Here is a 12,728-nt window from a genome sequence, read left to right as displayed (position 1 = left end):
CTAAGCCGCTGTGCTAAGCGTGCGCCGCACTGCTGCGCCCCAACCGCTGAGCTTGCTCTCCCTCGTTGAGGGGTCCATTGCGGGCTCGAACCGCTGGTCACATAACCAGCCAGCGGCAAAGGCTTCCATGTCGGGCCAGGCCCCGGCGCGCGAGCCAGCGAGCCAAGCGGCGCCCAATGCAGTGGTTTCAAGGATCGTTGGCCGATCAACCGGCGCATCGAGCACATCCGCCAGAAACTGCATGGTCCAATCAGACGCGACCATGCCGCCATCCACCCGCAGCACGGTCTCGCCGCCAGTGCTTTTCCAATCCTTGCGCATCGCATCAAGCAAATCGCGGGTCTGGTAGCATACCGCTTCCAGTGCTGCCCGCGCGATCTCGGCTGGGCCAGTATTGCGGGTCAAGCCATAGATGGCGCCGCGCGCCTCGGCATCCCACCACGGTGCGCCCAAGCCCACGAATGCGGGCACCATGTAAACATGCTGGTTGGGATCTGCCGACTGCGCCAGGGGGCCAGTTTCGCTCGCCTTGTTCACAAGCTTCAGCCCGTCCCGGATCCACTGCACGGCTGCACCGGCCACAAAGATTGACCCCTCCAGCGCATAGGTGGTCTTGCCGTCCAGCCGATAGGCAAGAGTGGACAGCAACCGGTTATGCGACCGTACCAGTTCGGTGCCAGTATTGAGCAGCGCAAAGCAGCCAGTGCCATAAGTCGATTTCAGCATCCCAGGCTTGAAGCAGGCTTGGCCGATCGTCGCGGCATGCTGGTCGCCGGCAACGCCAAGGATCGGCACAGCCGCGCCAAACAGCACCGCATCGGTGCTCCCGAAGTCGTCGGCGCAGTCCTTGACCTCGGGAAGCATCGCTGCGGGAACCCCGAACAACTCCAGCAGTTCGGGGTCCCAGCGATTGGCGACAATGTCAAACAGTAGCGTACGGGCCGCGTTGGTAGCGTCGGTAGCATGCACTCGGCCGCCCGTCAGCCGCCAGATCAGAAAGCTATCAACAGTACCGAACAGCACTTCGCCACGTTCGGCGCGGTCACGGGCGCCAGGAACATGGTCAAGCAGCCACCCAATCTTGGTTCCAGAGAAATACGGGTCGAGCAGCAATCCGGTTCGCTCTGTTACCAGCGCCTCGACGCCGTCCCGCCGCAGTTGAGCACAGACTGGTGCTGTGCGCCTGTCTTGCCAGACAATGGCGTTGGCGATGGGTTTGCCGGTATCGCGATCCCAGCAAACCACTGTTTCACGCTGGTTGGTGATGCCGATGCCAGCTAATGCCGCCGCCTCGATCCCGGCCGCTGCAATGGCGGTTTGTGCTGTGGCAAGGACGCTTTCCCAAATGGCCTCTGGATCATGTTCGACCCAGCCATCCTGCGGGAAGATTTGCGCAAATTCCTGCTGGCCGACGCCCCGCACCTGGCAGCTGGCATCAAAAACGATGGCTCGGCTCGATGTGGTGCCCTGGTCGATCGCCAGCACAAAACCCTCAGTCATTCCGCTCTCCCCCTTAGCGCCGTTGTGCCAGATAAGCGTCCAGGCGCGCCTTGTCTTCAGCCCCGGTATGCAGCCCCAGCTTGGTGCGGCGCCACAAGATATCCGCAGAACTCACAGCCCATTCATTGGCGATGAGGTAATCCACCTCGCTTTGGTATAGGTCAGCACCGAAGTGAGCCCCAAGTTCCTGCAACTCCTTGCTGTCCCCAAGGATTACCCGGGCCTTGGTTCCGTAAAGGCGCATCAGCCGCCGGATCATGGTGGCGGGCAGGCGGCTATAGTCCATAGCCAGGCGCCGCACTTCCGATTCAAACTGCAGCGGCTCGAACTCACCGCCCGGCAGTTTGGACTCCTTGGTCCAACGTGGGCCGCGTTGGCCCAGCAGGCTTTCGATCTTTTCCATGGCCGACTCGGCTAAGCGCCGGGACGTCGTGAGTTTACCGCCAAAGACGTGCAAGGCCGCTCCGCTGGCCAGATCGCCATCGAGCTTGAGGACGTAATCCCGGGTGGCTTCCTGGGCGGCGCTAGCGCCGTCGTCGAACAATGGGCGTACGCCGGAATAGGTCCAGACGATATCTGCTTTAAGGACAGGCAGCGCGAAATACTCGCTGGCGGCCCGGCAGAGATAGTCGATCTCGCTATCAGAAATAGCGACGTCCTTGGGATCGCCCGTGTAGTCCTGGTCGGTGGTGCCGATCAGAGTGAAATCCTGCTCGTAGGGAATGGCAAAAATGATGCGCCCGTCGGTGTTCTGGAAGATGTAGCAACGATCATGGTCGAACAGCTTGCGCACCACGATGTGGCTGCCCTTCACAAGGCGCACATTGTGGGCGCCGTTGTTGCCCATCGTATTGCCGACCACTTCGTCCACCCAGGGACCAGCGGCATTGACCACGAACTTGGCGTGCACCGTCTGCTCGCCATCCGGCCCCGACAGCGTCAGCGTCCAGCCCCCGTTATCCCGGCGCGCGCTGGTGACCTTGGTGCGGGTGTAGACCGCCGCACCTTTGTTCGCAGCGTCCCGAGCGTTGAGAACGACAAAACGGGCGTCGTCCACCCAGCAGTCCGAATACTCAAAGCCCGTCTTGAAGCCCGGCTTGAGCGGCTTGCCGGCTTCATCCTTGCTAAGGTCCAGCGTCTTGGTCGGGGGAAGCAGGCGCCGTCCGCCCATATAGTCATACATCGCCAGACCCGCGCGCAGCACCACCTTAGGCCTCAGCCCCTTGTGGTGAGGCAAGACGAACCGGAGCGGCCAGATGATGTGCGGTGCGGCCGCCCAAAGGACTTCGCGTTCGGCCAAGGCTTCGGCAACGAGGCGAAACTCATAGTGCTCCAGATAACGCAGCCCGCCATGGACCAGCTTGGTCGCGGCCGACGATGTACCGGACGCTAGATCATTCATCTCGGCCAGCATCACGGAAAAGCCGCGGCCGACGGCATCACGAGCAATGGAAGTGCCGTTAACGCCTCCACCGATCACAAAAATATCGACTTGCTCTGTTTGGGTCATGCTGGGCTCCCGGGAGATTCCCGCCGCTTCTACGCCTTATGTTCGCTCATGAAAATGAACTTCATGTGCGTCTTGGAGCCGCCCGTCTCACTCCCTCGGATTGACCCGACCGCGACGGCAGTCTAGTGCAGGGGACCAGTTTCCAGGTTGCCCGGCCATGCTCGCCATATTCAATGTCATCGCGCCAATATTCGCGCTGATGGCGCTAGGCTACTGTGCCGTGCGCTTCCGCCTTTTTCCCGCCGAAGGCATCAAAAGCCTGATCGCATTTGTGAACAACTTTGCGACCCCTTGCCTGCTGTTCCACTCCATTCTCACCAGCGACTTTCGTTCCGCCTTCAACCTTGCGATTATCGGCCCGTTTTACCTCGGCGCACTGATCTGCTTTGTGGTCGGCATATTCATCGCCCGAAAATTTTTTGCGAACACACCCGGCGAAAGCGTCTCGGTTGGCTTTTCCGGCACCTTCACCAATACGGTCCTGGTGGGGCTCCCCATCATGCAGCGCGCTTATGGTCTGGACTCGCTGCCGGTCACGCTCTCCATCATCGGCCTGCACGGGGCCATTTTGCTGAGCATCGGCATGGTGACCATGGAACTGGTCAAGCGGGATGGTCGCTCCTTGGGTAGAACGCTGCTGCTAGCAGCCAAGCGGGTCCTCTCCAACCCACTGATCTGGGGGATTGCCGGCGGGATGATCGGATCTTTTGCCGGGCTGCAACTGATCGAGCCGGCCGATGCATTCTTCTTGATGATGAGCCAGGCGGTGGTGCCCGCCGCCTTGTTCGGCATCGGCGGCGCCCTGAACGAGTACCGCTTGTCCGACAATTGGAAGCAGGCCGTTGTGGCTTCGCTGATCAAGCTCGTCCTGCACCCCGCCATCGCCTATGTGCTTATGGTTTGGGTGATGCGGGTTGATATGGAGATTGCCCGATATGGCATTCTGCTGGCCGCTATGCCGCCCGGCGTCAATGTTTACGTGTTCGCGACCTACTACAATCGCGGCACCAGCGTCGCGGCGAACACGATTTTGATCGCAACACTTGCCTCGGCGGCTTCCATTTCGGCCTGGTTGTTGATCCTCGGTCCTTAGCGCTGGCCTAGGTGGCGGGCGCTACCGAGAAGCCCAGTACCCGCACGCCATCGCCCAGTGGCACTGCCCGTAAGGGCTGGGTCGTGTGGGCATCCAACCCCGCAGCCAGTCGCACATGCTGTTCAGTGGGGCAAACTTGCAGCGTGGGATCGAAGCCGATCCAGCCAAGCCGATCGTCAAAAGCTTCCGCCCAGGCGTGCAGCGCAGTGCTTCCGCCCTCGTCATCCGCAAGATAACCGGTGACATAGCGCGCCGGGATGTTGAGCGCTCGGGCCGCGCCGATAAATTGGTGGGCAAACTCGCTCGCCAGCGGCAATGACTTGATTGACGCTCCCTCACTTTCAGTCACCTCGGTCAGGCTCTCGCTCATCGACTGCGTCACCCCACCGATGGATTGCGTCATGCCTGCCGCGGACATGGACTGGGCCGCCTCGCTGCCCCCGTTCGGGGGAGCCGCCGCATCCTCCACCTCTTGAGGAATAAGAGCTTCGCCGACCGCCGCCATCAGGCCATGCAGCACCTCCAGTCGATTATTGCTGCTGCCTTTGAAGCGACCGAAGATTTCTTCGCTGCCCTGCGTAGATGACGTTTTGCGCTTGAAAAGACCTGGGACTGGTTCTCCCCCCACGCGCCCCAGAACACCATGCTTGTCAACGGTTTCAACCACGCCGTCCACCGTGACCACGATCTCGCCTTCCGGGCGGCTTTGGTTAACCAGATGCATGATGTTCCCATAGGCGTCGGTAAACCGTGCCGCACTGTCGAGGCCCGGCATGTCCACAGTCCAGCTCTCGACCTTCTGCCCGACGCCTGATTGCGGCGTGAGCAGCAATTGCATCAGCGCATGCACGGTGCCGGGCGGGGGTGTAATGCTCAAGCGATGATGGATGGCGATGCGCATCTGGAAGCCTTTTGTGCCGAGCGATCCCGGGTGTCAGTAGAAATTGTAGCTGACCGACATGCACTCGGTGACATGATTGTTGCGGCCGATGAATTCGTTGAGGAACTCGTGCAAGCCGTGAGCGAAGATCGTGTCCATGGTTGTGTCCTCCACCATGGCACAGAGCTGTTCAGCCGCTTCGTGGCAGATCATGCGTTGCCCGTAGACATCCGCCAGCGTGTCAAGCGTGTCCGACATTGATCGTGCGCAATAGACCAGTGACCGCGGCATTTCAGGGCGCAGGATCAGATAGTCGGCAATGTTGTGGGCCTTGAAGCGGTCCCGATAGAAGTGCTGATACGAGCGGTGCGCCGATGCCGCCCGCAGGATCAGTGTCCATTGCTGGATGTCGAGCTCGCCCCCCACCATCGTCGCGCGTGGCAGCAGCACGTAATACTTCATGTCGAGAATGCGCGCCGTGTTATCGGCCCGCTCGACAAAACTGCCCGCCTGCGAAAACGCAAAACCGTCATCGCGCAAGATAGTGCCGAGCATGGCGCCGCGGAATTCGTGGCTGCGTTGCTTGACCCACTGCAAGAGGCCGAGCAGCTTGGCGCCGCGCACATCGCTGGGCTTGATCTGGGAGAACTCGAGCCAGGCGGCGTTGAGGCTCTGCCACATGTCGCTGGTGATGGCGGTGCGGACGGAGCGGGCGTTGGTGCGGGCCGCTTGCAAACATGAATGAACGGATGACGGGTTATCCGGGTCGAACATCATGAAGTGCGCGACGCTGTCGACATCGGCCTGATCGTGCTTGGCGGCGAAGGCTTCGTCGACTTCGGCGGCCTGCATCATCGAGACAAGATGCTCGCTGGCGCCACCTTCTCGCCGCGAGGTAAGGCTCATGCGATAGCCCACTTCCAGCAGGCGGGCGATGTTCTCGGCCCGCTCCACATAGCGGCTCATCCAGAAGAGGTTCTGCGCTGTGCGCCCCAGCATGGTCATGGCATCAGTCCTCCAGCACCCAGGTGTCCTTGGTGCCGCCACCCTGGCTCGAATTGACGACGAGCGATCCCTCCTTGAGCGCCACGCGGGTCAAGCCGCCCGGTGTGATCCGCACCTTGTCACCCACCAGAACATAGGGCCGCAAATCCACATGGCGCGGCGCCACGCCATTGTTGACGTAAGTGGGGCAGGTGGAGAGGGCGAGCGTGGGTTGGACGATGTAATTGTCCGGTCTAGCCAGGATCTTGGCCTTGAACTCCTCCTGTTGTGCCTTGGTAGAGGTCGGGCCAACCAGCATGCCGTAGCCGCCCGAGCCATGCACTTCCTTGACCACGAGTTCGCCTATATTGGCCAGCACCCATTCCCGCTGCTCGCGATCGGTGCAATTATACGTCGGCACATTGTTTAGCAGGGACTTTTCGCCTAGATAGAACTCAATGATATCAGGCACATAGGTGTAGACGGCCTTGTCATCGGCAATGCCCGTTCCGGGCGCGTTGACCAGTGTCACATTGCCCGCCCGATAGGCGTTGAAGAGCCCCGGAACACCCAGCATGGAGTCCGGACGGAAGGTCAGCGGATCCACGTAATCATCGTCAATGCGTCGATAAATCACGTCTACCCGCGTCGGGCCCGTTGTGGTGCGCATATAGACCTTGCCGCCATCGACAAACAGGTCTGGCCCCTCGCACAGCTGGGCGCCCATCTGGTCCGCCAGGAACGAGTGCTCGAAATAGGCCGAGTTATAGATGCCCGGCGTGAGCACTACGATATTGGGCGAACTGCCGGCCCCTGCAGGCGCCACGCTTTCGAGCGTACGGCGCAGGTTTTCGGGATAGGTTTCCACCGGCGCGACCTTGTAGCGATGGAAGAGGTCCGGGGCCAGTTGCATCATGGCCTCGCGGTCCTCGAGCATATAGCTCACCCCGGAAGGCGTGCGCAGATTGTCCTCAAGCACATAAAAATCATTGGGGCCGACCCGCACGATATCGACGCCGATAATGTGGGCATAAACGCCCTGCGCCGGCTCGAGCCCCATCATTTCGGGACAAAAGGCGGCGTTCTGGAGGATCAGGTGCTCCGGTACCCGGCCTGCCTTGATGATCTCCTGACGATGATAGATGTCGTAAAGAAAGGCGTTAAGTGCTCGTACCCGTTGCTCTATTCCCTTGCTCAGCCGGCGCCATTCGGCCGCCGAGATGATGCGAGGAATAACGTCAAAGGGGATGAGCTTTTCCGTGCCCTCACTCGAACCATAGACGGCGAAGGTGATGCCGAGCTTGCGGAAGATCGCTTCGGCGTCCGACTGCATCAGGGGCAGGGCTCGTTCGGGTTGCTCGGCCAGCCACTCGGCGAGGACGCGATAGGGTTCGCGGATCGATCCGTCCGCATTGTTCATTTCGTCAAACGGCGCTGTGTCGGCCATCTCGCTCCGAGGGTAAAGGGCTTGGTCCCATCCTATTCACATTGCTACATATTTGTGACGCGCCGTCCAGCGGGAGCAAGGGGCCATTTTCGCCAAATCTGGTCGACTCGGCGGGAACCTTTGTCTATTTCTCACCTGGGTTAAGAGCGGGGGGCGAGACCATGACCATCGAAATTCTGCAAACCAAGAAGCTGCTGGCCAGCTGCGAAGCGGCGCTTGCTGAACGATTTACCGTGCATAAACTGCACGAAATTCAGGAACCTGAACGCTTTCTGAACGAGGTTGGACCCCGCATTCGGGCCCACGCCGGCAGCGATGTAAATGCCGACCTCATCGCCAAACTGCCCAATCTGGAAATCATCGCCGGCTTTGGTGTTGGCACCGACAATATCGATCTGGCGGCAGCCAAGGCGGCCGGAGTTCGAGTAACCAATACGCCCGATGTGCTCAATGACGCCGTGGCCGAACTCACCATCGGCATGATGATCGCGCTGGCGCGCCGTATTCCGCAGGCGGACCAGTTCGTGCGGGCCGGCAAGTGGCCCGCGGGCAATATGGGTCTGTTCACCGAACTGACCGGCAAGACGGTAGGCATCCTGGGGCTGGGGCGAATCGGCAAGGAGATTGCCACCCGGGCGCAGGCGATGAAGATGCGGGTGGTCTATCACGGCCGCAAGCGGCAGGAGAAAGAGCCCTATGTGTTCTATCCCGACCTGCTGGAGATGGCCCGCGATATCGACTGGCTGGTGATCATCGCGCCGGGCGGCAAGGGCACCAACCGGATCGTGTCGCGCGAAGTGCTCGAAGCGCTGGGTCCCAAGGGCATGCTGGTCAATGTCGCGCGCGGCACCCTCATCGATGAGCCCGCCATGATCGAGCTGCTGTCGAACGGCAAGCTGGGCGGTGCAGCGCTGGATGTGTTCGAGAACGAACCTGAGGTGCCCGAGGCGCTGCTGCAGCTCGAAAATGTCGTGCTGTCGCCCCATCAGGGCAGCGCCACGCACCAGACGCGCGATGCGATGGGCGCGCTGCTGGTTGCCAATCTCGATGCCCATTTTGCCGGCGAGCCGCTGCTGAGCGCAGTGGTCTAGCCTAGCCTTGAGCCGGCGGCAGCGTTGCTGCTGTCGCCGCTCCCTCGCTGCCTTCCTCTCGGCGCCGGATCAGCACGACGAGCAGCGGGATAACAAAGCTCAGCAGCAGCAAGCGGATCATGTGGTGGGCCGCGATAAAGGCGGCGTCGAAGCCGAGCGCCACACCCAGCGCCCCCATACCCTCAAGCGCGCCGGGTGAGAGGCCGATCCAGATCTGCCCGAAGGGCATGTCCACCAGCCGGCTCACTCCGAAAGAGACGACGGTTACGATGCCGACGGTCATCGCCGTGGCGATCAGCCCGCCAAGGGCGGCCTGCATGAATTCTTGCCGGGTGATGCCCGCAAAGCGCGAGCCGATCAGCGCTCCGGTCAGCACGAAGGCCAGGATCACCAGCGGCTCGGGCATGGCGCCGCTATAAAGCCCGCCAAGCTTGGCCGCGGTCGCCAGGGCCATCGGCCCTATGACCATGGCTGCGGGAACGCCGAGGCGCATGAAGACGAGCCCCAACGCCACGCAAGCGGCGGCGAGAGCCAGCAGCTCGCCCCAACTGAGTATTGTTGTTGGGGCAACGCTGCCAAAATGCTCCACCGGCAGGAACATGGCGCCGATCGGCACACAGATCGTCAGCATCAGCAGCCGGATGACCTGTATGATGACGATCTGCCGGGCGTCGCCGACGCCGGCCGAAGCGATCCCCATGATGAAGGACAGATGCCCGGGAATGGAACCGAGATAGGCCGTGCCCGGATCGAGCTTGAACACGCGCACGAGCAGCCAGCCGGTGAGCGCGATGATCAGCACCATTTCGAGCACCAGGCCCATAAGGCTGATCGGCCAGCTGGCGAGCAGCGACAGGCTGTCGCTGGCCACGGTTGTGCCCATCGACATGCCGATCAGCACAAAGGCGATGTCGCGCAAGCGGACGGGCATGCGCACGGGCAGGCCGATCATCGCCGCGACAGTGACCGCCAATGAGCCGCCCATGATCCAGCCTCCGGGCAGGCCCAGCGCGGTCGCGCCGAGGCCGCCCAAGGCGGAGAGGCCAAGGGTCAGGAGGGTCAGCCCCAGGATGCGGGGCCGCCACCAGAGCTCTAGCGGATCGGCAGGGCTCGTTCCGCCAGCTTTACCCAATAACTTGTCCCCACCAGAATGATGGCATCGTTGAAATCGTAGGTGTCCGTGTGCAACTCGGAACTGTTGCCATTGCCAAGGAAGATATAGGCGCCGGGCCGCTGCTCGAGCATGAAGGAAAAGTCCTCCCCGCCCATGGAGGGGGCCACGTCCTTGTCGACGCGTTCGGCGCCGGCAACCTCTTCGGCAATGCCGGCGGCAAAGGCGGTTTCGGCGGGGCTGTTCACCGTTACCGGATAGCCGCGCATATAGTTGACCTCGGCTGACCCGCCAAAGCTGGCGGCGAACTGGGGGACAAACTGCTGCAGGCGGGCTTCGATGAAGTCCTGCACCCCGGCGTCGAGCGTGCGCACGGTGCCCTTAAGGCGTGCGGTACGCGGGATGACATTGTCGGCGTCGCCGGCTTCCAGCACCGTGACCGACAACACAGCGCTCCCGAGCGGGTCCACATTGCGCGACACCACGGTCTGCAGCGCGGTGATAAGTTGGGCTGCAATGATCACGGGATCGACGGTGGATTGCGGGCGCGCGGCATGGCCGCCGCGGCCCTCGATATCGATCACGAAGCGATCCGTCGCCGCCATGATGCCGCCCACGCGAATGCCGAAATGGCCAGCCGGGATGCCCGGCCAGTTGTGCATGCCGTAGACTTCGTTGATGCCGAAGCGCTCGAGAACGCCATCCTCGACCATTTCGCGCCCGCCGGCGCCGCCTTCTTCGGCCGGCTGGAAGATGAGGGCCACTCGCCCATCGAAGTTGCGGGTTTCAGCGAGATACTTGGCTGCGCCCAGCAGCATGGCTGTGTGACCATCATGGCCGCAGGCATGCATGCTGCCCGGCACCGCACTGGCATAAGGCTTGCCCGTGCGTTCGGCGATCGGCAGGGCATCCATATCCGCGCGCAGGCCCAGTGTGCGCCCGCTGGTATTGCTCTTGCCATTGATGATGCCGACAACGCCGGTCCGCCCCAGCCCGGTCACGACCTCGTCGCATCCAAAAGCGCGCAGGAGTTCCTCGACCTTGCCCGCCGTGCGATGCACCTCGAACAGGATCTCGGGATTGCGATGCAGGTCCTGGCGCCAGCCAGCGATCTCGTCGTGAAACTCGGCAATGCGATTGATTACGGGCATGAAAAACCAGAAAATTGTTCTGGGTCAGTGTCGCTGCCATAACTCTCCGCGTCAACCTCGCGGGGTCGGTCCGTGCCGGCAAACGGCAGCGTTTTTCAACATCGTGCGCCAGCTTGGGCCGTTATTTCCGCCCGCCGCCTTGTTCCGTTCGCCCAGATTTGCCAAACCATGCCCCGTGTTCCGGAGCCTCCTGCCGCCATGAAGATCCTTGTCGCCGTAAAGCGTGTTGTTGATCACAATGTCCGTATCCGTGTCCGCCCCGATGGATCGGGCGTGGAAACCGCTGGCGTGCGCATGTCGATGAACCCCTTTTGCAAGCACGCGGTGGAAGCCGCAGTGCAACTGGCGGAGAAGGTGGGAGATAGCGAAATCGTTGTGGTCTCGATCGGTCCCAAGCCCGCTACCGACGTGATCCTGACCGCCCTCGCCATGGGCGCGCATCGCGGCGTACTGATCCAGACCGATGCCGAACTCGAAACCCTGGCCATCGCCAAATTGCTGGCCAAGGTCGTGGCCGAAGAGCAACCCGACCTCGTGCTGCTGGGCAAGCAGGCGGTGGATGACGACAGCAACCATGTCGGCCAGATGCTGGCGGCCCTGCTGGACTGGCCGCAGGCCACTTTCGCTTCGGCCATCAACCCGACCGGCGACGGACTTGAAGTGACGCGTGAAGTAGACTGGGGCCGCGAAACAGTGGCGCTGCCGCTGCCGGCGGTGGTGACGGCCGATCTGCGCCTCAATACGCCGCGCAATGCGGCGCTGCCCATGGTGATGAAGGCGCGCAGCAAGCCGCTGGCGGTGCGCCCTGTGGAAGACTTCGGCGTCGACGTGACGCCGCGCCTGCGCGTTGACAGCGTATCGCCCCCGCCCGATCGTGCGGCCGGCAAGACCTTGGGCAACGTTGCCGACCTCGCCCGGCTCATTGCCGATTACGTTGCCGATCTGGAGGCGCTGTGATGTCCGTTCTGGTTCTGGCCGAGCATGATCTCGGACTGCTCTCACCCGCTACGGCGCGTCTCGTTGGCGCAGTGAGCGAGTTGGGTGCGGTGGACCTGCTGGTTTTGGGCGAAGGGGTTGACCAGGTGGCGCTGGATGGCGCGCGCCTTCTTGGCGTCAATCGCGTGCTGGTGGGGCAGGGCCCCGATCTGGCAGCGGGCCTGCCCGACAGCATCGTCCCGGTCCTGGCGGGCCTCGCCCCACAATACACCTATATCGTTGCGGCCGCCGCGGCCGCCGGCCGGGACCTGATGCCGCGCCTTGCGGCCAAGCTCGACCTGATGCCGATCACCGATGTGGTGTCCATCGAGGCGCCCAACCGCTTTGTGCGGCCCATCTATGCCGGCAACGCGCTTCAAACGGTGGTGTCCGACCAGAAGCAGAACCTTTTGACGCTGCGCGCTTCCGCATTCCGTCCGACCGGGCTCGGGGAGGCCGCCCCGATCGAGCCGCTGAGCCATGCGCCAGTGGCGTCGGCGGCAACGATCATTGCGGCGCACCGGACCGAAAGCGACTCACCGGATCTGTCCACGGCACAGATCGTGGTGGGCGGCGGCGTGTCGGTGGGTTCGGCCGAAGGCTTCAAGCTGATCGAGCAGCTCGCCAAAACGCTGGGCGCTGCCGTGGGCGCGACCCGCGCGGCCGTCGATGCCGGCTACGCACCCAATGACTGGCAGGTGGGTCAAACTGGCAAGATCATCGCGCCGGACCTTTATATTGCTGTCGGCATTTCGGGGGCCTTGCAGCACCTGGCTGGGATTCAGGGCGCCAAGCGCATCATCGCCATCAACAGCGATCCCGAAGCGCCCTTGAGCAAAATGGCCGATGCGGTGCTGGTGGGCGATCTCTTCACCATCGTGCCCGCGCTCATCGCCGAACTCGACCGTCTCGGCGTCCAGCGCTGACGGTTGCAAATCCCATCCCGGCTTCTATAAAGGCCGCGCCTCCCAACGGAACCCAGCCCC

At 62.4% G+C, this 12,728-nt stretch carries 11 protein-coding genes; 4 read left to right on the top strand and 7 right to left on the bottom strand.

Annotation, left to right across the window (positions count from 1 at the left end; translation table 11 throughout):
• Positions 1-1,500 carry a glycerol kinase GlpK gene (glpK, locus tag AC3YMN_RS11585; RefSeq protein ID WP_489890091.1) on the bottom strand — a complete coding sequence of 500 codons (1,500 nt, stop codon included), beginning with the start codon at positions 1,498-1,500 and terminating at the stop codon, positions 1-3.
• A gap of 13 nt (positions 1,501-1,513) precedes the next feature.
• A complete protein-coding gene (gene glpD / locus AC3YMN_RS11580) occupies positions 1,514-3,010 on the bottom strand; it encodes a glycerol-3-phosphate dehydrogenase (protein ID WP_489890090.1) in 1,497 nt (498 codons plus the stop codon).
• A gap of 157 nt (positions 3,011-3,167) precedes the next feature.
• Here glpD and AC3YMN_RS11575 point away from each other — a divergent pair, with 157 nt between their 5' ends.
• Positions 3,168-4,103 (top strand): AEC family transporter, encoded by a 936-nt coding sequence (locus tag AC3YMN_RS11575; RefSeq protein WP_489890089.1) that lies wholly within the window; start codon positions 3,168-3,170, stop codon positions 4,101-4,103.
• Between the two features lie 7 nt (positions 4,104-4,110).
• On the opposite strand, the gene AC3YMN_RS11570 is transcribed toward AC3YMN_RS11575, so the two are convergent.
• From AC3YMN_RS11570 to AC3YMN_RS11560, 3 genes are read right to left on the bottom strand one after another with little or no spacing between them, the layout of a single operon-like run.
• Positions 4,111-5,004: a transglutaminase family protein gene (locus AC3YMN_RS11570; protein WP_489890088.1), complete on the bottom strand. Its 894-nt coding sequence runs from the start codon at positions 5,002-5,004 to the stop codon at positions 4,111-4,113.
• A gap of 33 nt (positions 5,005-5,037) precedes the next feature.
• Complete coding sequence (locus tag AC3YMN_RS11565) at positions 5,038-5,988, bottom strand: alpha-E domain-containing protein (RefSeq protein WP_248305270.1); 951 nt, start codon at positions 5,986-5,988, stop codon at positions 5,038-5,040.
• Between the two features lie 4 nt (positions 5,989-5,992).
• The gene (locus AC3YMN_RS11560; RefSeq protein WP_172123073.1) at positions 5,993-7,414 is read right to left on the bottom strand and encodes a circularly permuted type 2 ATP-grasp protein; all 1,422 of its coding nucleotides are present in this window, start codon (positions 7,412-7,414) and stop codon (positions 5,993-5,995) included.
• A gap of 161 nt (positions 7,415-7,575) precedes the next feature.
• Here AC3YMN_RS11560 and AC3YMN_RS11555 point away from each other — a divergent pair, with 161 nt between their 5' ends.
• Positions 7,576-8,505, top strand: a complete 930-nt coding sequence (locus tag AC3YMN_RS11555) for a 2-hydroxyacid dehydrogenase (RefSeq protein WP_489890087.1) — start codon at positions 7,576-7,578, stop codon at positions 8,503-8,505.
• Position 8,506: 1 nt separating this feature from the next.
• Here AC3YMN_RS11555 and AC3YMN_RS11550 read toward each other — a convergent pair whose 3' ends face one another.
• Together AC3YMN_RS11550 and AC3YMN_RS11545 are read right to left on the bottom strand one after the other, a co-directional pair.
• On the bottom strand, positions 8,507-9,637 hold the full coding sequence (locus AC3YMN_RS11550; RefSeq protein WP_489890086.1) for an AbrB family transcriptional regulator: 1,131 nt from the start codon (positions 9,635-9,637) through the stop codon (positions 8,507-8,509).
• Positions 9,598-10,767, bottom strand: a complete 1,170-nt coding sequence (locus AC3YMN_RS11545; RefSeq protein ID WP_489890085.1) for a M20 aminoacylase family protein — start codon at positions 10,765-10,767, stop codon at positions 9,598-9,600. Before AC3YMN_RS11545 ends, AC3YMN_RS11550 begins: the two co-directional genes overlap by 40 nt.
• A 198-nt stretch (positions 10,768-10,965) precedes the next feature.
• Here AC3YMN_RS11545 and AC3YMN_RS11540 point away from each other — a divergent pair, with 198 nt between their 5' ends.
• Positions 10,966-11,724 (top strand): electron transfer flavoprotein subunit beta/FixA family protein, encoded by a 759-nt coding sequence (locus tag AC3YMN_RS11540; protein ID WP_489890084.1) that lies wholly within the window; start codon positions 10,966-10,968, stop codon positions 11,722-11,724.
• Positions 11,724-12,668 carry an electron transfer flavoprotein subunit alpha/FixB family protein gene (locus AC3YMN_RS11535; protein WP_489890083.1) on the top strand — a complete coding sequence of 315 codons (945 nt, stop codon included), beginning with the start codon at positions 11,724-11,726 and terminating at the stop codon, positions 12,666-12,668. Before AC3YMN_RS11540 ends, AC3YMN_RS11535 begins: the two co-directional genes overlap by 1 nt.
• Positions 12,669-12,728: the final 60 nt, after the last annotated feature.

It is taken from the genome of Devosia sp. Z11_6, assembly GCF_058133665.1.
Note: the sequence above shows the minus strand (reverse complement) of the source record. Positions and strands in the feature narration are given on the sequence as shown.

Coding starts and splice junctions, on each gene's coding strand:
- AC3YMN_RS11570 (WP_489890088.1), bottom strand. CDS start 5,004: ATGCGCATCGCCATCCATCATCGCTTGAGCATTACACCCCCGCCCGGC.
- AC3YMN_RS11560 (WP_172123073.1), bottom strand. CDS start 7,414: ATGGCCGACACAGCGCCGTTTGACGAAATGAACAATGCGGACGGATCG.
- glpK (WP_489890091.1), bottom strand. CDS start 1,500: ATGACTGAGGGTTTTGTGCTGGCGATCGACCAGGGCACCACATCGAGC.
- AC3YMN_RS11545 (WP_489890085.1), bottom strand. CDS start 10,767: ATGCCCGTAATCAATCGCATTGCCGAGTTTCACGACGAGATCGCTGGC.
- AC3YMN_RS11555 (WP_489890087.1), top strand. CDS start 7,576: ATGACCATCGAAATTCTGCAAACCAAGAAGCTGCTGGCCAGCTGCGAA.
- AC3YMN_RS11575 (WP_489890089.1), top strand. CDS start 3,168: ATGCTCGCCATATTCAATGTCATCGCGCCAATATTCGCGCTGATGGCG.
- AC3YMN_RS11565 (WP_248305270.1), bottom strand. CDS start 5,988: ATGACCATGCTGGGGCGCACAGCGCAGAACCTCTTCTGGATGAGCCGC.
- AC3YMN_RS11540 (WP_489890084.1), top strand. CDS start 10,966: ATGAAGATCCTTGTCGCCGTAAAGCGTGTTGTTGATCACAATGTCCGT.
- AC3YMN_RS11535 (WP_489890083.1), top strand. CDS start 11,724: ATGTCCGTTCTGGTTCTGGCCGAGCATGATCTCGGACTGCTCTCACCC.
- glpD (WP_489890090.1), bottom strand. CDS start 3,010: ATGACCCAAACAGAGCAAGTCGATATTTTTGTGATCGGTGGAGGCGTT.